Below are 21047 nucleotides of genomic sequence, written 5' to 3' on the forward strand. Positions count from 1 at the left end.
AATCGAAGCCTGCCTTGGGGTATACCAAGCCCTCGAATGTACGAGGTGAATATGCCTAGATTTTTCCTTGATATGCCACTGGCCGCGGGCCTTGGCTTCAATTTGCCTGAAAATGTTGCTCGCCATGTACAGGTGCTGCGCCTGCAGCCGGATGACGCCATCACCCTGTTTAATGGCCAAGGTGGCGAATACGCTGGCCGCATCACCGAAATGGGTAAACGCCATGTTGCGGTAGAAGTGCTGGCATGGGACGAGCAAGATAGAGAATCCCCACTTAAACTGACCCTGCTGCAAGCGATCTCCGCCAGCGATCGCATGGATTACACCATCCAAAAAGCCAGTGAGCTGGGTGTAAGCTGCATCCAGCCGATTATTTCTGAATATTGCCAACAACGCCTTAGTGGTGAGCGTGCCGAAAAACGCCTCGCCCACTGGCAGGCCATTGCCGTATCCGCCGCCGAGCAATGTGGCCGCACCCGTGTTCCTGCTATCTTGCCCATCATTAAGTTTGAGCAGGCCTTAGGGCAAAACGCGGCGCTAAAACTGCTGCTCTCCCCTATTGGCGCCATCCGGCAAAATGAATTACCCGCCACAGCCAACAGTGCCGCCGTGCTGATTGGCCCCGAGGGTGGATTTTCTGCTGCGGAAGAAACACTGGCCGTGGCCGCTGGCTACACCCCGCTGATCCTTGGCCCAAGAATTTTTCGCACCGAAACGGTTGCCCCCGTGATTGCTGCACTGCTGCAAAGCAGATATGGAGATTTGTAAGCCTTAATCAGCGTTTACACTTAAGCAAGATCACTGTAACCAAATCCAGCACTCACTGACATGACGCCGCGATAAGGTGACAAACAAAGTAGCTGAAATGCAAAAAAATGCTACTGAAATGCAAGCACCGTCGGTAGCTATGTTGTTCCACACTAAAGCGTATAATCCGCCCCTGTCCGAAAAACCCAAACCAAGGTACGCCGATGTCAGCAATGAATAATCGAGCTCTTTATAAGCGCATCCTGAGCGAAATTCGCCCTTACTGGAAAATGGTCGCCATTTCCATTATTTGCCTCGCTGTTGCTGCAGCAGTGGATGTGGCCTTGGGTGGATTGCTACAACCCCTCGTTGATAAAAATCTCAAATCAAACGCAGCCGCAGAGGCCCTTGCCAGAAGCCAAGCGTGGATATTACCCGCGCAAATTTTAGGTTTAGCCATGCTGCGGCTGGTTTCAAACTTTGGCAATGACTACACCAGCGTCTGGATTTCATCACGGGTTATGCACAATTTGCGCAGCAGAATGTTCAGCCGCATGCTTACGCTGCCTGTTAAGTTTTATGATCAAAACTCGGTAGGTGTACTGCTATCACGGGTCACTTACGATGTTAACCAGATCATGGAAGCAGGCACTAAAGTGCTCACCGTCTTGGTTAAAGACTCGCTTTTACTCGTATTTCTTATTGTATATATGCTGTATCTCGACTGGCAGCTCACCTTACTCTGCCTGATATTGCTGCCTGGCGTAGCGATTAGCATTAGCGTGGTAGGTAAGCGCCAACGCAGGCTTTCGCGTGAAACACAGGCCGCCATGGGGCAGATGACGCAAATCTTAGATGAGAGCTTATCGGGCCAGCGCATCATTAAGATCTTTGGTGGTTTTTCTTATGAGACAAATCGTTTCGGCAACACCAATAATCATGTGAGGCAGTTGAGCGTAAAGCAAGCCATCACATCCAGCACCAATTCTGGACTGATCATGTTTTTGATCGGTGTCACTTTGGCCGTGATTGTTTATTTTGCCAGCTTGCGAGCACAAAGTGGCGAGCTGACAGCGGGATCATTTGTAGCCTTTATGGTGCTAATGATGATGTTGCAACAACCCATCAAAAATCTGACCAAAATTAACGAAAGCCTGCATAAAGGCTTAGCCGCAGCTGAATCGGTATTTGCCATCTTAGACGAGCCCATAGAGGCCAATCAGGGCCAGCTACAAAGCCCACGGGTGCAGGGTGCGATTACGCTACAAGACATCCACTTTGCCTATGGCGACGAGGGTAAGCCCGCACTAGATGGCATTTATTTGGACATTAAACCTGGCGAAACCATTGCCCTAGTCGGTAGCTCCGGCAGTGGCAAAACCACCTTGGCCAATCTGCTGCCACGTTTTTATGATGTCAGCAGCGGGCAAATATTGATCGATAAGCAGCCATTAGCGGATTACCAGCTAGCTAATCTGCGTCAACAAATTGCCCTAGTTTCGCAAGATGTAATTCTTTTTAATGACACGGTAACGGCGAATATTGCTTACGGTAATGAGATTGATTTGGAGCGGGTTCGTCAGGCGGCACAGGCAGCCCACGCACTAGAATTTATCGATGCCATGCCAGATGGCCTCAACACCCTATTAGGTGAGAACGGCATGCGTTTATCTGGCGGCCAACGCCAACGCCTTGCGATTGCCCGCGCTATTTATAAAGACGCACCGATTTTGATCTTGGATGAGGCCACCAGCGCACTAGATACCGAATCCGAGCGCAAGGTACAAGACGCGCTAGAAAACCTAATGCAAGGCCGTACCACCCTCGTGATTGCCCACCGCCTATCTACCATCGAAAACGCCAGCCGAATCGTGGTGATGCAGCAGGGCAAAATCGTTGAGAGCGGTAATCACCACGCGCTGATGGCTAAAAATGGCATGTATAGCCGTATGCATGCCGCGCAATTTGCCAACGGTTAACAGGCGTTTAGGTAAAAAAACGCTGAGAGGCAAGCCTCTCAGCGTATCAAATGTAATTGCGAATTACGCGGCACATGCACCGCGGAACGCAGAATGCCCTAGTGCATATGACACGTCAATTTATTTATTAGTATTTGCTAATGCTTGGTAAAAATACAGCTAATTTACTTAAAATCACGGCTTTGACTTCATGCAAACTGCGCTAAGAAAACTCGAAAGCAATCGAAACTCTCCCTAATTGCTATTTTTTCGGTAACATTCATTCTTTACTCGGGGGAAACCCATGATTCAAGTCGGCGTTGTAATGGGTAGCAATAGTGACTGGGAAGTCATGCAGCATGCCGCTAAGCAACTAAAAGCCTTTGGCGTGGCATTTGAATGCCGCGTTGTTTCTGCGCATCGCACCCCTGATCTCTTGTTTGAATACGCCGAAACTGCCGCTGCCCGCGGCTTGCAATGCATTATTGCAGGCGCAGGCGGTGCAGCCCATCTGCCAGGCATGATTGCGGCCAAAACCACCATTCCGGTACTGGGCGTGCCCGTTCCTTCTAGATATCTACGCGGTGAAGACTCCTTGCTCTCCATCGTACAAATGCCTAAAGGCATTCCGGTTGCCACTTTTGCGATTGGTGAAGCGGGTGCTGCTAATGCAGCGCTATTTGCCATCTCTCTGCTTGCCAATGCACAGCCAGAGCTGGCTGCTAAGCTGATTGCATTCCGGGCCGAGCAAAAAGAAACCGTGCTGGCGATGGAACTGCCCGAAGTCGAATGAAACCTGCCAAAGAGCTGCTGGCTGAGCTAGAAGAAAAAGGCTTTTTATTCAGCGTTTTTTACCGAGGAGCCTTCTGCTGGGGGCTGCCCTTTGGCCTGCTGTTTTCTTTGACAATCAGCTTTTTTGAAAGAAAATCACTGATCGCCGCCACCTTGCAGATCCTGCCATTAGCCCTTATTTTAGGTGCCGTCTTTGGCTGGGGCCTCTGGGGCGTTGCCCTATTACAGGGCGTAAAACGACGTCAAGATAATGATTGATTTTGTAGGGGCACGGCATGCCGTGCCCTAATTAGCCGCCAATCTCTGCTGGAATTGGCACAAGAAAGGATTTAAAAATGGCCGTTAAGCCGATTCTCCCACCCGCCATGTTAGGCATCTTGGGTGGAGGCCAACTAGGCCGCATGTTTGCCATGGCAGCCAAAACCATGGGCTATAGCGTAACCGTGCTTGATCCCGATCCTGCCGCTCCAGCAGCCGAGATTGCTGATGTTCATCTGTGCAAGCCCTATACCGATCCAGAAGCACTGGCGGCGCTAGCCAAGCAATGCGCGGCTGTCACCACCGAGTTTGAAAACGTCAACGCCGATAGCATGCGCTGGCTAGCCACGCAGGGAGTAAAAGTAAGCCCCTCAGGTGATTCAGTCGCCATTGCCCAAGACCGCACTTGCGAGAAAAACTTTATCCGCGATGCGGGCCTTGCCACTGCGCCGTTTCTAGTGATTAAAAACTCCGGCGATCTAGAACAAGACCTTAGCCCCTACCTGCCAGGCATTTTAAAAACTGCCCGTAATGGCTACGACGGCAAGGGCCAAGTGCGCATCAAAAACCTAGAAGAAGCTCGCTACGCCTTATCTGAGCTGAAACATCAGCCTTGTGTGCTAGAAAAAATGCTACCACTTAAGGCCGAAGTCTCTGTGATTGTGGCTCGCAGTGCCGCCAATGAAATCGCCTGTTTTCCGCCTGCAGAAAATATCCATACCGATGGTATTTTAGATATCTCGATTGTTCCGGCCCGCATCAGCCCAGAAATCACCGAGCGCGCCCGTGCGATGGCGATCACGCTTGCCGAAAAGCTCGACTATATCGGCGTGATTGCCGTCGAGTTTTTTGTGCTAGAAGACGATTCTCTGGTCATTAACGAAATGGCACCGCGCCCGCACAATAGTGGCCATTACACGCTAGACGCTACTTTTAGCAGCCAATTTGAGCAACAAGTACGCACCATGTGCGGCCTTTACCCAGGCAAGCCTGATTTGCACACACCGGTGGTGATGGTGAATCTGCTGGGCGATGTTTGGCATAGCGATGGCAGCGAGCCGCAGTGGGAAATCATGCTCACCGCACCCAACACCAAGCTGCACCTCTACGGCAAAAAAGAAGCCCGCGCAGGCCGCAAAATGGGCCATTACAATGTGCTAGCCAGCAATGTAGATGCCGCTTTAGAGCAGGCTTTGGCACTAAAAGAAACGCTGTAATTATTAAAACCCAACAAAACCCAAGTCTTGAACCACGGAGGACACAGAGAACACGGAGTTCCACGGAGAAAACCTTTGGGTAACAATCACTAAGCAATAGAACGGTGCATCAGGTTTTGCATGAGCCGTTATATGGTTATTGCCTGTTTTTAAGGTTTCCTCCGTGATCCTCCGTGTTCTCCTTCACTCCGTGGTTCAAGATTTGGGTTTAAAACCGGAGCAAGGGTGAAATGAATTTAATCAGTGATTTACAAGCGCGTGGCCTGATTGCCCAGCTTACCGATGGCGATGCGCTAGAAAAACGGCTGGCTGAGAAATCCATTACGCTCTATTGCGGCTTTGATCCGACGGCAGATAGCTTACATATCGGCAGCTTAGTACCGATTCTGGTACTCAAACGCTTTCAAGCAGCGGGCCACAAGCCGATTGCCTTGGTAGGTGGTGCCACCGGCATGATTGGTGATCCAAGCTTTAAAGCCACCGAGCGCAAACTCAATACCCTCGATATTATCGATAGCTGGGTAGGCAAAATTCGCAAGCAAGTTGAGCCTTTCTTAAGCTTTGAAGGCAGCAATGCCGCCATTATGGCCAATAACCACGATTGGTTCGGCAAGATGGATGTGCTGACTTTTCTGCGCGATATTGGCAAGCATTTCTCAGTGAATGCCATGATCAAAAAAGAAGCGGTGCAACAACGAATTAACCGCGACGACTCTGGTATCTCGTTTACCGAATTCACCTACAGCCTGCTGCAAGGTTACGACTTTGTAGAGCTAAATAAGCAATACGGTTGCGAGCTGCAAATTGGCGGCTCTGATCAGTGGGGCAATATCACCGCCGGTACCGACCTCACCCGCCGCATGAATCAGCAGCAAGTTTTTGGCCTGACCATGCCACTGGTAACCAAATCTGACGGCACTAAATTTGGTAAAACTGAATCTGGCACCATCTGGCTAGATGCAAAAAAAACCTCGCCTTATAAGTTTTACCAATTCTGGCTGACCACTGCCGATGCGGATGTGTATAAATTCTTACGCTACTTTACCTTCCTAAAGAATAGCGAAATCGATGCCATTGAAGCGGCGGATATTGCCGCTGCGGGCAAGCCAGAAGGCCAGCGCATCTTAGCCGAGCAAGTCACCGCGCTGGTACACGGTGCGGATGCCGTGGTTGCGGCACAGCGCATCAGCCAAAGTTTATTCTCTGAAGATCAAGATTCGCTTACAGAAGACGATTTTGAACAACTGGCGCTCGATGGCCTACCGCATATTGAAATCAGCAAAGAGCAAGCAGGCTTACTAGATGCAATGGTGGCAGGTGAGCTCGCCACCTCTAAAAGCCAAGCGCGTGGCTTTATTGAAAGTGGCGCGGTGATTATCAATGGCGCAAAAGCCAGCGACGTGGCTTACAACATCAGCGATGCAGACCGCCGCTACGGTAGCTACACCCTGCTGCGCCGTGGTAAGAAAAATCATTGCTTGGTGATTTGGAAATAAAGATTTTCTAGGCAATAAAAAACCACGGTTATACGCCGTGGTTTTTTATTGCCTACTTAAAGCAATCTAGAGACTAATCGATCTGCTCTAAAGCGCGACAATCTAGTTAATAATTTTTTAACCGGTGGTGGGTAATCCAATAAAGTTTCTAGCTCGCGGTAATAATTAATGCGCGTGGTATTTTTAGCAATCATGTCTTTTTCTGTTTGCAACTGCGCTTTTAGCTCGTGCTTTGGATCATGAATTAATAATCCATTTTCTAAATCTAAGCTAAACGCGCGTGGATTTAGATTATTGCCCGTTAGCAAAACATAATCATCATCAATCCAAATACCTTTTAGATGATAACTATGGCCAGGATCATTCCAGAGCATTAAATTAAGCTGGCCACGATAAATATCTAATTGATGCAGCTTAGCAAAGCGGCGTAAATGTGTTTCGTATAAATAAGGCAAGGCACCAATGGTTTTAAATGGCTCGTCTTCAGGAATATAAAAATCATTGGCTTTTTTCTCACCAACAATAATATCCACCTTTACGCCTCTTTGCAGCAGGCGGTTTATTTCTTTAATCACCATTCTTGGCAAGTTAAAGTAAGGCGTGCAAATTTGTACGTGCTCTTGGGCCGAGCCTAATAATTTAATAATTAAACGATTTAATGGATTTCGCTTTCCCACCCCAACTATAGGAGTAATCGCCAAACCAAATACTTCATTGGATGCATGCTGGGTTGAATATTGTGCAGATTTAAGCCGCTGGCGAAATTGGCGAATCTCTGGGCTAATTTGTTTTGTGCTAGGAACAGTATCTAAATCTAGGCGATAAACTGCGCTACTATTTAAAAATTCATTCTGTAAAAAATGCACCATGCTATTGGCTAAATCAGTATTCTGCATAATATGGTAACGATCGTAGCGATAGCGATCACCAAGATGCAAATACACATTATTTAAACTGGCACCGCTATAAACCACGGTATCGTCAAAAATAAAGCCTTTTAAGTGCAGCACGCCAAATAGCTCACGCGTTTGTGCAGGCACGCCATAAATAGGGATATTTAGCGCGTTATTCAAGCGCTCTTTTTGATACCAAGCCGCATTACCCGCCTGCGCTCCCGCACCAATCAAGCCACGCTGGGCCCGATGCCAATCTACAAAGATGCGAATATCCAAATCGGGCTTGCTAGCACGGGCAGCGTACAGCGCCGCTAAAATTTGCGCCCCTGCCTCATCCTCTTGCAAATACAGCGCAGTAATATAAATCCGCGTTTGTGCCTTACTAATTAGATCGAGTAACTTTTCACGAAAGCCCTCGGTGCTTAGTAAGGTTTGGAAATGAGCTGGGTCTTGTGCAAAACGCGGCAAAGACGCCAAATATGAGCGATTAGTTTCAAAAAGCATAAATGATCTGCAAACTGCAGAGTAACCTGTCTAGCATATTGAAGCCTACTATCTTAGCACTATGTTTTATAAGAAAGGAGATGTATTAATTGCCTAAGTGATCTTTTGAATAGGGTGAAAGCCACGGTTAGCGATGGGTAATTTTAAAAACATCACAAAGATAATTTAAAAAATTTTCATCCTCACACATCCCTTTACCCTCGGTATCACTCACTTTTGCCACGGGCTGACCATTGCAAGACACTAACTTCATTACAATTTGCAGTGGCACTTGGCCGCAATCATTAGATAAATGGGTGCCAATACCAAAGCCGGTACGGGTTCTAGGTGCAAAATGGCGATAAAGTGCAATCGATTTTGCTAGCGTTAAGCCATCGCTAAACACCAATTGCTTGGTGCCATAATCAATATTCATTTTAATGTAATGAGCGATTACTTTCTCGCCCCATTCATAAGGATCACCGGAATCATGGCGCAATCCATCAAAGAGTTTGCAAAAATACAAATCAAAATCACGTAAGAATGCATCGGTGCCCACCACATCAGTCAGAGCAATCCCTAAATCACCACGATATTCACGCACCCAGTGTTCTAGTGCATTAGTTTGAAAATCACGCAGCCGCGATCCAAAGCACTGAAATGCTTGCATATATTCATGGGCCATCGTGCCAATGGGCGTCACGCCATATTGCATGGCCAGCAATACATTACTGGTACCGCGAAAATAAGGAGCGGCCTGCTTTACTAAGATACCGACCATTTCTGCATGCCACACTTTAGAAAAACGTCGCCTAGTGCCAAAGTCAAAAAAAACAAAGGGATTAGTGGGCATAGCTTGCTGCGATAAAGCATTTAATTCATTTAATTTGGCCTTTAAACGCTCGCGGCCAATTGCAAGAGCTGAAGCTTGAGGCACTTGCCTAAAATATATTTCATTCACAATCGATAAGACATAAATTTCAAACAACATGCAATGCAACATTGGCCCTACAACACGGATATCTAAATCCTCACCCTGTGCTGTAATGGTAATAAAACGCCGCTGTAATTGAAATAAACGCAAGAAATCAACGAAATCAGATTTAATAAAACGTAATTTAGCTAAATAGGCCAACTCTGCTTCGCTAAAGCGTAAAGAGCAGAGATGATCGAGCTGGGTTTCTAACTCGGCTTGCAATGCCGCCAAAGGCCGCTCAGGGGTATTACGGCACTTAAATGCATAAGCCGCCTGCGTTTCAGGCTGATGGTGCAGTATTTCCTGCATCATGGTGAATTTATACAGGTCAGTATCTAATAATGATTCAATGACGGGCACAAAACCTGACATAAACTACTCCACTCAGCCGCAAAACGTTTTTAATTTAGCTATTAACCAATACATTATTATATTTAATGCCAATTAACGCTTTATATCATTGATGACTCACCCTCTGCACGGGCATTCTTACACCTGGCTCAAATAGACCATTGGCATAACGCTATCTAAGCGGGCGGATGGTTTAATCAATTGCATACATATCCGTGTCATATTAACCGTTTAGCTTGTCAGCACATTTATACTTAATTACTATATCTTTGCAAAGATATGCATTTTATCTAGCTATAAACTTACATAAAATTATAAGTAGCAACGAAAAAATTTTCTAAGCTGTCCCCAGCACAATGTTAGAAAACTTTTTCTGCTTACTTTATTACCAGCTTATAAACCCAAACACAACGAGTGGTGCAATGACTCAAACCAGCTTAATCTCTCCCCTAGCCCTTTTAGACCACGCTTGGGAATACTGGATAGACACCACTCAGCGCTCAACGCTATTTCTTGATGTGATGCGTGAGCGCAGCAATATTGCAATCGAGCATGCCCAGCACGGCAAACCACCGCTACTGGCCTTTGATTACGAGCTCTTAATTGATGCTCGCAGCCTAAGCGTGCCTTGCAACTATATGCTACTGCGCGTATTGCCTTCTGCGGGGATCAACACCGACAGTAACAAACGCCCTTATGTAATTATCGACCCCCGCGCAGGGCACGGCGCGGGCATTGGTGGATTTAAAGCTGATTCGCAAGTTGGCGTGGCTTTACGTGCTGGGCATCCAGTTTATTTTGTGGGCTTTTACCCAGACCCCGTTCCTGGCCAACGCCTGCAAGACGTAATGCAAGCCGAAGCGCTGTTTATTGAAGAAGTAGCCAAACGCCACCCTCAAGCCAGCAAGCCTTGCGTGATTGGTAATTGCCAAGCGGGCTGGGCTGTGGCGGGTTTAGCCGCCTTAAGGCCAGAAATCATGGGGCCGATTGTGCTTAATGGCGCGCCGCTTTCTTACTGGGCAGGCTCAGATGAACAAAATCCAATGCGCTACGCCGGTGGTGTAAATGGCGGCTCATGGATGGCAGCGCTCAGCGCCGATTTAGGCGGTGGTGTGTTTGATGGCGCTCACTTAGTTAAAAACTTTGAAAACCTCAACCCCGCCAATACGCTCTGGAGCAAGCCATACCATCTTTATGCCAATATCGATACCGAAGCGCCACGCTACTTAGAATTTGAGCGCTGGTGGGGTGGGCATTTCCGCATGACGGGCGACGAAATTGAAGCCATCGTTAATCAATTATTTATTGGCAATAAGCTTGCTAGCGGGCAGATCCAGACCGCCAATGGCGACAAGATTGATTTACATAAAATCACCTCCCCGATTATTGTCTTTGCCTCTTGGGGCGACGATATCACCCCGCCTGCGCAAGCATTAAATTGGATTATCGACCTCTATGGCCATGAAAGCGCCATCGTGGAAGAAGGCCAAATCATTGTGTATTTGCTGCATAAAGACGTTGGCCACTTAGGGATTTTTGTAGGGGGCAAGGTCGCGCGCAAGCAGCATGCCGAACTGGTTAATGTGATGGAAATGGTGGAATCGCTGCCGCCCGGCCTGTATGAAATGGTGATCGATACCAAGACCGCAGATTTAGCCTACGCCGAGCTAGAGCAAGGCGATTACACCGTAAGCTTTGAGACACGCACCATTGAGCAGCTTCGTTTAGTTGACCCAGACACACGTAGCGATGAGGCGGTTTTTAGCACCGTTGCGCAGGTTTCTGAAATTAACGAAACGATTTATAAAAATACCCTACGCCCAGTTTTACAGGCGGTGATTACGCCTGAAATGGGCGCATGGTCACGCAAACTCAGCCCAAGCGCCGTAAAAAACTACGCCTATTCGGACTTTAACCCTTTAATGGCGGGGATTGCCAATCAAGCCGAGCAAGTTCGCCAAGCACGGCAAGTGGCCAGTGAAGATAATTTTTTCCGTGGCTTAGAGCAGCAAGCCTCCGAAATGATCATGGCCTCACTCAATAGCTACCGTGATTTACGCAATGCTGCCAGCAGTAGCTACGTAAAAACACTTTATGGCGCTTGGGGTTTGGGTGCGATTTTCCCTCCTGCAGCGCCGCTTGAAGAAGCCGTACGCAAACAAGCCGAACAGCGCTTAGATACTCTAAAAACAGAGGCCGAGCCAGAGTTTGAAGCAGGTGGTTTTACTGAGGGCCTAGCACGGCTGTTTATCTTGGCGATGCATCACAGCGGCGGCATAGAGCGCCGCTCATTCTTAATCGCCGATCAAATCCAACTGCCAGAAATAGACCCTATTGAGTGGCGCAAAGCCGTTGATGCGCAAACGCTACTGATTAGCCTAGATGCTGAGCGGGCGATGGCAAGTTTGCCTAAGCTATTAAAAAATCTGGCGGAGCGTAAACGTGCGGTGGAGATCGTTACTAAAGTTACCATGCTCACGCCTGAGCTAGAAGACCCTAGCTCGCCACTGGCCATTAAAGCCAAAGAGCTATTAGGAATTAAAACCAGCCGTGCTAAGCCTGCCGCTAAAGCGTCTAAAACGGGGGATGCATGAGCGCAATCACCTTACAAAATCGCTGTTTTGATGAAATAGATATCGGTGATTACGCTGGGGTTCAGCACACCCTATCCATGCGTGATATCCAGCTTTTTGCCACCGTTGCTGGCGATTTTAACCCCACCCATTTAGAAGCCGCCTTTGCCAATCATGCAGGGTTTAGTGGAGCTACCGCGCCAGGAATGTGGTTGGGTGCGCAGATTTCCGGCATTTTAGGCAGCCAACTCCCTGGCCCTGGCACGGTTTACTCTGGGCAAAATCTGCAATTTCATGCGGCAGCTATTTTGGGGGATACGCTAGAAATCAGCGTCACCGTGCGCGAAAAATACCCAGAAAGCCATCTGATTAGTTTTGATTGCCTATGCCGTAACCAGCACGGCCAAACCATTATGACCGGCATTGCCAAGGTGATTGCCCCTAGCGAAAAAATCACCTTAACCCGCCCCGATGCAGGCCTCGTCAGCGTGCAAACTCATCATGCTTTTGAAGCGCTGCTTGAGCGCTGCAATGATCTGCCCTGCTTTAGCGTAGCCATTGCACATCCATGCGATGAATCGTCGCTTAAAGCCGCCATTGCCGTGGCCTCACATCATTTAATGCAGCCAATTTTAGTTGGCCCAGCCGCTAAAATTAAGGCCGTGGCCGCACAATATCAGTTAGATATCAGTGCATTTAGGCTAGAAGACACACCACACAGCCACGCCGCAGCCAGCCGTGCCGTAGAACTAGTTACCAGCGGTGAAGCCGCCATTTTAATGAAGGGCAGTTTACATACCGACGAGCTGATGAGCGCCGTGGTTAAAAGCAGCCTGCGCACCGAGCGGCGTATCAGCCATGTATTTATTATGGATGTGCCCACCTACCACAAGCCGCTACTGGTCACCGATGCGGCCATTAACATCTATCCCGAGCTGCTAGATAAAGCCGATATCTGCCAAAACGCCATCGACTTGGCGCATATTCTTGGCATTGCTCAACCCAAAGTGGCGATTTTATCGGCGGTTGAAACCATCAATCCCAAAATTCTATCCACCCTAGAAGCCGCCAGCCTATGCAAAATGGCTGACCGAGGCCAAATCACCGGCGGCATTCTGGATGGCCCATTAGCACTGGATAATGCCATTAGCTATGAATCAGCACGCATCAAGCAGATTAACTCGCCCGTGGCGGGCGACGCCGATATCTTGTTAGTGCCTGATTTAGAAGCGGGCAATATTCTTGCCAAGCAGCTCACCTTTATGAGCAATGCTGATGCTGCAGGAATCGTGCTTGGTGCACGCGTGCCGATTGTACTCACTAGCCGTGCCGATAACGACAGGACCAAATTAGCTTCCTGCGCCATTGCCTGCTTAATCGCGCAAGCTAAGCTTTAGGGGGCCTCGAAAAAACCTATATTGCTAAATAAGACAAGCCGCGTATTAAAAAATAGACGCTGCATATGTTTGATATGTCAGAAGATTTTTTTAATATGCAACGCAGTATTGTGAGATCAGATGGGTTTTTCGAGGCTCCCTTTAGTTAGGTCAACGGCGCTTGCCGCTTCATGGCAGCTAAAGCCCTACCTCTGATTATGTCTCTTGCTCAATGAACTCTGTGTAGATGGATTTCTTGAGTGCTGGGCTTGGTTTTGGAATATGTAGGACGGGTAAAACCCGCGAACAATGTTGAATAAATACACGGGTTTCACCCACCCTGCGATATTTATAATGAGATTGAGCAAGAGGCATAATCAGAAAGCCCCATGTGCTAAGACAAAAATGATGCGATGGGACAGTGAGTTAAATCTTAAACCACAGAGACCACAGAGTTTCACAGAGAAAGCACTGTTTTGAGCCTGTGTACTCAAAACTTACAGTATTTCACGCACAGCGCTACGCAGCTTGAGTTAGCGCGCATGCGGTTTCACCCGCCATAAGCCATCCTTTACAAAATAGAGATCGCCCCAACACAGGGATTAAACAATGACGAAAGCAATTTTGGTTTTAAATGCTGGCTCATCCAGCCTGAAATTCTCTGTGTTTGAATACGATGCCGCGAGCGATCTGCACCTGATGGCCAAAGGCCAAGTAGAAGGGATTGGCAGTGCGCCACACTTTTTTGCAAAAGACCATCACGGCGAAGTACTAGTAGACGAGCACTGGCAAGATGGTGAAAGTATCGATCATGCGCATTGCCTACTCGCCATTGCCACCCTGCTGCGCACCCACTACCAAGGGATTAAGCTGCTTGGCGTTGGGCATAGAGTTGTGCATGGCGGCGTACACTACGCCGCCCCCATTTTGCTTACCCCTGGCATTATCAATGCGCTGGATGCCCTGAGCCCACTTGCTCCGCTGCACCAGCCGCATAATTTGGCCGCCATTCGGGCCGTGGCTAAAGCCATGCCAGAAATGCCGCAAATTGCCTGTTTTGATACGGCATTTCATCGCAGCCAAAGCGAGCTAAATCAGCTATTTGGCCTGCCTTATAGCTGCTTTGAACGCGGTATCCGCCGCTATGGTTTTCATGGCCTATCTTACGAATACGTTTCATCGGTGCTACAGCAACAAGAGCCAGAGGTTGCCGCTGGCAAAGTAGTGATCGCCCATTTAGGCAATGGGGCCAGCATGTGCGCCATCCACAATGGCCAAAGCATAGCCAGCAGCATGGGCTTTACCGCACTCGATGGCCTGATGATGGGAACTCGAGCAGGCCGCCTTGATGCGGGCGTGGTGCTCTATCTGCAGCAGCAAGAGCAACTTGATGTGCATCAAGTGGAAGAGCTGCTCTATAAACGCTCCGGCCTATTGGGGCTATCCGGTGTCAGCAGCGATATGCGCGTTTTGCTCGCTAGCCAAGAGCCACACGCCCAGCTTGCCATTGATTATTTTGTCCACCGCATCAGCAGCGAGCTAGGCTCGCTAGCCGCCAGCATGGGCGGTTTAGATGCCTTGGTATTCACTGCAGGCATCGGCGAAAACAGCGCCATTATTCGTCAAAAAGTATGCGAGCAAGCCCAATGGCTGGGCGTTGAACTAGACCCGCAAGCCAATGAAGCAGGCGAGCAATGCATTAGTAGCATCAATAGCTCAACTTCGGTATGGATGATCCCAAGCAATGAAGAGCTGATGATCGCAAGGCATACTCGCAAGCAGCTCGGGCTGTAATGTCCCTATCGCACGATAGCCGCGTGGGTAAGATAAAACACTTTGCCTACCCTAAAATTGAAAGGAAGTCCCATGACCCAGCCTGCCGCATACGAATCCTTAGCCGGTAAAAAAGGCATTATTATTGGCATTGCCAATCAGCACTCCATCGCCTACGGCTGCGCAAAAGCATTTAAGCAGCGTGGCGCCGAGCTGGCAATTACCTATATCAACGAAAAAGGCCGCCCCTTTGTCGAGCCTTTAGCCAATGAGCTAGAAGCCTCGTTATTTATGCCACTCGACGTGTTACAGCCAGGGCAGATGCAAGCCGTATTTGATGAAGTCCGCCAAAAATGGGGGCGCTTAGACTTTGCCATCCACTCCATTGCCTTTGCCCCTAAAGATGCCCTGCATGGCCGCGTAGTGGATGTCACCGAAGAAGACTTTCATACCGCGATGAGCGTCTCCTGCTACTCCTTTATCGAAATGGCCCGCCTTGCCGAGCCGCTGATGGATAAGGGCGGCACGCTGTTTGCCATGAGCTATTACGGCGCAGAAAAAGTCATCAAAAATTACAATATCATGGGGCCAGTTAAGGCCGCACTAGAATCAGTCTGCCGCTACACCGCGGCGGAGCTTGGGCCTAAGGGCATTCGTGTGCACGCTATCTCCCCCGGCCCACTCAAAACTCGCGCCGCCTCTGGCATTGCAGAGTTCGACGAGCTACTGGATAAAGCCGCCGCCGAAGCCCCTAGCCGCTCATTAGTGAGTATCGAAGACGTGGGTGCGGCCTGCGCAGGCCTCGCATCCGACAGCGCCAAGTTGATTACCGGCGGCACAATTTATATTGATGGCGGCTTTCATATTATGGGTTGATTAAATTTGGCCTGTTCCACGTGAAACGGCTTTGCTATCGCATCGGGGAAAGCATGCTTTTTAAGCCCATAATTTTATTAGAGTAATGGAATGAGTCAAACATTATCTAGGAAGAATGCGGCCCGCGAGGCCGCATTCTTATTGCCATAAGAAATAGTAATTAGAATATTTTTAGCCACCAGCACTGAATTGATTCGCATGCCAATAAGGCAGATTACTTACAGACCAAATAGAGATTTACGGGTAGTTGTGTAGTAATTACAAAACACATTAAACAGCATGACAAAAGCTTCGTGTAATATACAAGCCTTCTTGTAAGCCCTTGGTTTAACATGCCCTTCGATCTACTCGCTTCGTTTGCCGCTGCTTTTAATCAGGAAAATCGCCTAATTACCCTTCAGCTTAGCGATGGTGCAGCGTGGGGTGAACAATTACTCCCCCAACGCGTATCAGGTAGCGAAGGCATCAACCAAGCTTATTGCTATCGGCTTGAATGCCTGTCTCCCGATAGCCACTTAGAGCTTAAATCTTTACTTGGTTTGCCCGTAGCTCTGGGCGTTATCGATGCAAACGGTGCAGCAATAGAGCGCTGTGGTATTGTTTCTAAGGCAGAATTATTAGGCTCTGATGGCGGTTTTGCTAAATATGCATTGACCATTGAGCCGCCTTTTTCTTTATTACGTTACCGCCGCACCTCCCGCGTGTTTCAGGACTTAAGCGTAGCCGAGATTATTAAGCAAGTTTTAGCGGAGCATCAGGCACTTAATCCCGTGTTTGCCAGCGTGCAAACGCTGGAGCTTCAGTTATCAGGCACACATCCCCCACGCTCCTACTGCCTGCAATACCGAGAATCTGATTTTGATTTTTTGCTGCGCCTCATTCATGAGGAAGGCATTTCATGGCGCTTTAAGCACTTAGCCGGAGATAGCCCGCAAGTTCAGCTCATTTTGTTTGATGACGTTTACGCCTTGCCGGAAACGGCAGATTCTGCCGTGCGCTTTCATCGATCTGACGCAACGGAAGAGAGTGATACACTGACCCGCTGGCATACCCAACGCAAAATAGGCAGTAGCAGCGTGTCCTTAGCGAGCTTTGATTACAAAGCCACCAGCACACAGCACAGTTTTAATGAAAGCAGTATCGATCAAGGGGATGGCGGCCAGCAAATTCAAGCCAGCTTAGAAAATTATGAGTCACAAACGCTTTATTACGCGGCAGATACTGAGCAGCTCAGCCATTACGCTCACCTGCGCCAGCAAGCCTTAGACTCACAAAAGAAGTCTTTTTCTGGCTCTGGCACATTGCGCGGCCTGCAAGCAGGGGAGTGGTTCCGCCTAGAAAATCACCCCGCCCATGAGTGGGACAGCGCCGAGCAGCGGGAATTCGCCGTAACCGAGCTGAAATTTACTGCAAATAATAATTTGCCCGCTGATCTTAGCCAGCACTTACTCATGATTGCCCCCAGTTTACTTGCCAGCTCTGGCGAGAGTGCCGCCCCGTATCATGCCGACTTTACCGCCCAAAGGCGCGGCCAACCACTCACCCCTGCCTTTGCTCACCAAGAACTCAGCAAGCCTAAAAGCCGTGGCTTACAAACCGCTACCGTGGTCGGCCCGCAAGGCAGCGCTGCCGATTCCAATCAAGCCTCAGAAGTGCATACCGATGAGCAAGGCCGCATAAAGGTGCAGTTTCACTGGCAACGCGCTGCCGAGCACCCAGAATTTGGCGCAAACATGGATGACAAATCATCTTGCTGGATTCGTGTCGCCGCGCCATCTGCCGGTGCAGGCTGGGGCCATCAATTTATTCCGCGCATCGGGCAAGAAGTAACAATAAGCTTCCTCGAGAGCGATATCGACCGCCCCATCGTGACGGGTGTGGTTTACAACGGTAGTCATCAAAACCCAACTTTTAGCGGCGCAGGCAGCTTACCCGCCAATAAAACACTATCAGGTATCAAAACCAAAGAGTTTGAGGGCGGCCAATACGGCGAGCTGCTGTTTGATGATACTAAGGGTGAAGTCGGCACCAAGCTATCGAGCGAGCACGGAAAAACCCAGCTTAACCTTGGCTACCTGACTCACCCTCGCACCGATGGTAAGGCCGAGTCGCGCGGCGAAGGCTTTGAGCTGCGCAGCGATAATCAAGGCGCAATCCGCGCCAATGGTTTACTGATTAGCACTGAAGAAAAAAGCGGCGCAAGCGGCAAGCAGCTCGACCACAGCCCCGCGCAAAGCCAGCTGGAAGCCGCCCTCGCCTTAGCCCAAAGCCTAGGTGAAGCCGCCACCCATCAACTCGCCGACACTATTGAAACGGGGGACGACAATCAAACCGTTAAGCCAGACAATAGCGTAGGCGATAAAAAGACCTCCGGCCATTTGCACCACCACGTGCATGCCAGCAAAAGCTTTGCAGCGGGTAGCAACACCGATAAAGACGGCAAGAATAAATCCCAAAATCAAGCTGGCCAGCAAAAAATTATCCTGCTACATGGGGAAGACGGCGTAGCTATTACCAGCCCGCAAAGCCAAACGATCAGCGCCGGAACCAACCTAGATTTGGTCGCCCAAAGAGACACCAACCAAACCTCTGGCCGCCGCTGGATTCATAATGTGGGATCACACATCAGCCTATTTGTGGCGGGCGTAAAAGACCAAGTCGCACTTAAACTGATCGCCGCTAAAGGTAAGATTCAGCTACAAGCGCAGAGCGACGATATTGAAATCACCGGCGATAAAGATTTAAAAGTTACCGCCTGCAAAGAAAGCATCCATATTGTTGCCAAAGACGAAATTCTGATGACGGCAGGGGGTGGCTATATCCGCATAAAAGGGGGAAATATTGATATTCATTGCCCTGGGGAGGTAACGGTAAAGGGGGCGAATCACACGATGAGCGGGCCAGATAAGATGACAGCTCAGCATCCAGCCTTTCCCAAAAATACACCCAAATCACCGTTTATTTTTAAACTTGATCAATCACCAATGGGTGAGCAAAGCAGCTGGAATCGAATGCCCTATAAACTATATGCCGATGGTGCATTGATACAACAAGATGTTTTGGACGCCAGTGGGCAGCTGCATATTCCGCACGAAGTCCCAACACAGCATTACAAATTAGAATTAGCAAATGGATTGGTTTATCAGATTCCAGTAGCTAGCGAGTATAAAAACGCTTCTCAAGGGGATCTGGCAAATAAAGGATTTCATCGCTATGAGCCAGTAAAATCAAGTGATACTGATACGACAAAACACCAAGACTCTGCCCGTGAAGATTATCGCAACCTATTTACTGGCAAAGGTGAAGTATGAGTAAACCTATTGTTACTCCCGCTGCGCTGGGGCAGACCAATGAATGCACAATCACACCTCCTTGGGTGGTGCAAAAAGCTGAATATGCACCCGTTGGAGCGAGCTTTAAGCCATTAATCAATGGAGAAAGAGCATTTAGAGCTGTTTATGAAGCGATTGTCGCAGCAGAAAAATCGGTTTGCATTATTTGCTGGGGCTTTCAACCTTCTATGTATTTTATTCGTGAAAGCGATCCTGATTTAATGAGCATTGGCAAGCTACTAGAGAAGAAAGCGGAAGCGGGCATTAAGGTTAGGGTTCTTTGTTTTGCTTTTGAGTTAACCCTTAAACCTTTTTACCTCAACGTTACAGGCGTTAAGCAGGGTTTAGGTGAATCCAATACACCAGGCAGACATTCAATTGGGATTCAAGATCGCCCAGCTTATAGTGATGATGCTCAGTATCAATATGACTGTGATTGGTTCAATAAATACGATGAAAATCAAGAGATGTGGGATGTTGCCGTTAAGCTTGGAAAAGCAGTAATGGGTAATAAACGTGCAAATAATCTACGTTTCTTTAGCCGAGGTTTTAGCTCAACAGATCGCGCACGTATTGCTGGCCGTAATTATGAAGATCAAGGATTGAGTGGCGGCACTAAAACCGTGCTAGCAGCGACCCCCAGCCATCACCAAAAAATGGTGTTAGTTGATTACGAAACACCCAATAAAGCAACTGGATTCGTCATGGGCCACAATATGCTTGATGAATATTGGGATAAAGATAACCACAGCTATTACCGCCAACATTATAAGGCAGGCCGTAATGGTGTTATTGGCCCACGCCAAGATATTTCGAGCAGAGTAACTGGCCCTGTTGTAGGCAATCTATTTTCCAACTTTAGCCAAGCTTGGGAAAAAGAAACCGGCGAGTCACTGGGGAAACTTGATTGCTCACGTTACCCTACACGCAAAGATGCTGAAAATCTGCCTGTATATGCGCAAATTTTACGAACTCAACCGCAATATGGCATCAAAGAAATTAAAGATGTATATATGCAGGCAATTAATAATGCCAGCACAATGATTTATGCTGAGAATCAATACTTTCGCTGGCCCCCTTTAGCTGAAAAAATTAAAGAAGTTGCTCAAAAACAAACCCAGTGGGGATGTGACCCCGGCAAGCATGATGCTCTGTATTTATTTGTGACCACAAATTCCACGGATGATGGCGTAGGCTCAGGAACGGTCAACACTTATCGTATGCTCGATAGCCTAGGACGAGCCGACACCATACCCAATGTGGCCCGCTCAAAAGAGCTGGATGTTCGGCAAGCTGAATTAAAACAAGCCAAAGCACAAACTGATGCAGCACAAAGTAAAGTGAACCGATCCGCCCCGCAGGTTGAAGGCGGAATCCAATTTGGTAGGATTAGTGAAGCACACCTGCAAAACTTGGAAGAGCTAAATGTTGCAAACCAAAGGCAGAGCAAAGCAGAAGATGCCGTAAAAGCCAGTGAGGATGCACAGCAACGTGCCAAGAACAATGGCAAAGAGCGAGTCATTGCCCCCAAAGAAGTACCTGGTCTAAAAATGCAAATTTGTACCTTGGTCGCTCCTGATTCGCCCGCTGGGAAGCCTTGGCTGGATGTGTATATCCACGCCAAATTACTAATGGTAAATGATAGTTTCACCACGCTTGGCTCTACAAATATCAATACCCGCAGTATGGAAGTTGATAGTGAATTGAATATCGCCTTTGCTGATAGCAGAATCACCAAGCCAATGCGTCAGCATTTATGGGGACTGCATACCAATGGGATGGGGGCACAGGATGAACCCGCAGAGGCATTTAAAAAGTGGGATAAAATTATTAAGGAAAATAAGAAACGATCCCCCGATAGAAGCAAAGCTAGCCTAGGAAAACCCTATGCATCCCTGGTCGAGTTCTATCGCGGTAGTACCAAAATCTCAGACTCGGATTAA

At 48.4% G+C, this 21047-nt stretch carries 14 protein-coding genes; 12 read left to right on the top strand and 2 right to left on the bottom strand.

Features of this window, described 5'->3' with window-relative positions; translation table 11 throughout:
• Nucleotides 1-51 precede the first annotated feature (51 nt).
• From R6242_RS06390 to tyrS, 6 genes are all read left to right on the top strand, one after another.
• The gene (locus tag R6242_RS06390; RefSeq protein WP_318425208.1) at nucleotides 52-768 is read left to right on the top strand and encodes a 16S rRNA (uracil(1498)-N(3))-methyltransferase; all 717 of its coding nucleotides are present in this window, start codon (nucleotides 52-54) and stop codon (nucleotides 766-768) included.
• Nucleotides 769-971: 203 nt separating this feature from the next.
• Nucleotides 972-2726, top strand: coding sequence for a lipid A export permease/ATP-binding protein MsbA (gene msbA / locus R6242_RS06395; RefSeq protein ID WP_318425211.1), 1755 nt, complete (start codon nucleotides 972-974; stop codon nucleotides 2724-2726).
• A gap of 283 nt (nucleotides 2727-3009) precedes the next feature.
• Nucleotides 3010-3498, top strand: a complete 489-nt coding sequence (gene purE, locus R6242_RS06400; protein WP_318425213.1) for a 5-(carboxyamino)imidazole ribonucleotide mutase — start codon at nucleotides 3010-3012, stop codon at nucleotides 3496-3498.
• Nucleotides 3495-3755, top strand: coding sequence for a hypothetical protein (locus R6242_RS06405; RefSeq protein WP_318425216.1), 261 nt, complete (start codon nucleotides 3495-3497; stop codon nucleotides 3753-3755). The genes purE and R6242_RS06405 overlap by 4 nt, the downstream gene beginning before the upstream one ends.
• Before the next feature lie 77 nt (nucleotides 3756-3832).
• On the top strand, nucleotides 3833-4972 hold the full coding sequence (locus R6242_RS06410; protein WP_293933834.1) for a 5-(carboxyamino)imidazole ribonucleotide synthase: 1140 nt from the start codon (nucleotides 3833-3835) through the stop codon (nucleotides 4970-4972).
• A gap of 230 nt (nucleotides 4973-5202) precedes the next feature.
• The gene (gene tyrS / locus R6242_RS06415) at nucleotides 5203-6468 is read left to right on the top strand and encodes a tyrosine--tRNA ligase (protein ID WP_318425219.1); all 1266 of its coding nucleotides are present in this window, start codon (nucleotides 5203-5205) and stop codon (nucleotides 6466-6468) included.
• A gap of 56 nt (nucleotides 6469-6524) precedes the next feature.
• On the opposite strand, the gene pssA is transcribed toward tyrS, so the two are convergent.
• Together pssA and pncB are read right to left on the bottom strand one after the other, a co-directional pair.
• A complete protein-coding gene (pssA, locus tag R6242_RS06420; protein WP_318425222.1) occupies nucleotides 6525-7868 on the bottom strand; it encodes a CDP-diacylglycerol--serine O-phosphatidyltransferase in 1344 nt (447 codons plus the stop codon).
• A 127-nt stretch (nucleotides 7869-7995) separates the two neighbouring features.
• Nucleotides 7996-9195, bottom strand: a complete 1200-nt coding sequence (gene pncB / locus R6242_RS06425) for a nicotinate phosphoribosyltransferase (protein ID WP_318425225.1) — start codon at nucleotides 9193-9195, stop codon at nucleotides 7996-7998.
• Between the two features lie 401 nt (nucleotides 9196-9596).
• Here pncB and R6242_RS06430 point away from each other — a divergent pair, with 401 nt between their 5' ends.
• The 6 genes from R6242_RS06430 (at nucleotide 9597) to R6242_RS06455 (ending at nucleotide 21047) form a co-directional block, all read left to right on the top strand.
• The gene (locus R6242_RS06430) at nucleotides 9597-11768 is read left to right on the top strand and encodes a DUF3141 domain-containing protein (protein ID WP_318425228.1); all 2172 of its coding nucleotides are present in this window, start codon (nucleotides 9597-9599) and stop codon (nucleotides 11766-11768) included.
• A complete protein-coding gene (locus R6242_RS06435) occupies nucleotides 11765-13144 on the top strand; it encodes a bifunctional enoyl-CoA hydratase/phosphate acetyltransferase (protein WP_318425230.1) in 1380 nt (459 codons plus the stop codon). Before R6242_RS06430 ends, R6242_RS06435 begins: the two co-directional genes overlap by 4 nt.
• Before the next feature lie 588 nt (nucleotides 13145-13732).
• Nucleotides 13733-14917 (top strand): acetate/propionate family kinase, encoded by a 1185-nt coding sequence (locus R6242_RS06440; RefSeq protein WP_318425233.1) that lies wholly within the window; start codon nucleotides 13733-13735, stop codon nucleotides 14915-14917.
• A gap of 72 nt (nucleotides 14918-14989) precedes the next feature.
• Nucleotides 14990-15772, top strand: a complete 783-nt coding sequence (fabI, locus tag R6242_RS06445; protein WP_318425235.1) for an enoyl-ACP reductase FabI — start codon at nucleotides 14990-14992, stop codon at nucleotides 15770-15772.
• Nucleotides 15773-16104: 332 nt separating this feature from the next.
• Nucleotides 16105-19083: a type VI secretion system Vgr family protein gene (locus R6242_RS06450; protein ID WP_318425238.1), complete on the top strand. Its 2979-nt coding sequence runs from the start codon at nucleotides 16105-16107 to the stop codon at nucleotides 19081-19083.
• Nucleotides 19080-21047, top strand: a complete 1968-nt coding sequence (locus R6242_RS06455) for a phospholipase D-like domain-containing protein (protein WP_318425241.1) — start codon at nucleotides 19080-19082, stop codon at nucleotides 21045-21047. The genes R6242_RS06450 and R6242_RS06455 overlap by 4 nt, the downstream gene beginning before the upstream one ends.

The sequence above is a fragment of the Iodobacter sp. CM08 genome, assembly GCF_033446605.1.
Lineage (GTDB): Bacteria > Pseudomonadota > Gammaproteobacteria > Burkholderiales > Chitinibacteraceae > Iodobacter.

Coding starts and splice junctions, on each gene's coding strand:
- R6242_RS06390 (WP_318425208.1), top strand. CDS start 52: ATGCCTAGATTTTTCCTTGATATGCCACTGGCCGCGGGCCTTGGCTTC.
- msbA (WP_318425211.1), top strand. CDS start 972: ATGTCAGCAATGAATAATCGAGCTCTTTATAAGCGCATCCTGAGCGAA.
- purE (WP_318425213.1), top strand. CDS start 3,010: ATGATTCAAGTCGGCGTTGTAATGGGTAGCAATAGTGACTGGGAAGTC.
- R6242_RS06405 (WP_318425216.1), top strand. CDS start 3,495: ATGAAACCTGCCAAAGAGCTGCTGGCTGAGCTAGAAGAAAAAGGCTTT.
- R6242_RS06410 (WP_293933834.1), top strand. CDS start 3,833: ATGGCCGTTAAGCCGATTCTCCCACCCGCCATGTTAGGCATCTTGGGT.
- tyrS (WP_318425219.1), top strand. CDS start 5,203: ATGAATTTAATCAGTGATTTACAAGCGCGTGGCCTGATTGCCCAGCTT.
- pssA (WP_318425222.1), bottom strand. CDS start 7,868: ATGCTTTTTGAAACTAATCGCTCATATTTGGCGTCTTTGCCGCGTTTT.
- pncB (WP_318425225.1), bottom strand. CDS start 9,195: ATGTCAGGTTTTGTGCCCGTCATTGAATCATTATTAGATACTGACCTG.
- R6242_RS06430 (WP_318425228.1), top strand. CDS start 9,597: ATGACTCAAACCAGCTTAATCTCTCCCCTAGCCCTTTTAGACCACGCT.
- R6242_RS06435 (WP_318425230.1), top strand. CDS start 11,765: ATGAGCGCAATCACCTTACAAAATCGCTGTTTTGATGAAATAGATATC.
- R6242_RS06440 (WP_318425233.1), top strand. CDS start 13,733: ATGACGAAAGCAATTTTGGTTTTAAATGCTGGCTCATCCAGCCTGAAA.
- fabI (WP_318425235.1), top strand. CDS start 14,990: ATGACCCAGCCTGCCGCATACGAATCCTTAGCCGGTAAAAAAGGCATT.
- R6242_RS06450 (WP_318425238.1), top strand. CDS start 16,105: ATGCCCTTCGATCTACTCGCTTCGTTTGCCGCTGCTTTTAATCAGGAA.
- R6242_RS06455 (WP_318425241.1), top strand. CDS start 19,080: ATGAGTAAACCTATTGTTACTCCCGCTGCGCTGGGGCAGACCAATGAA.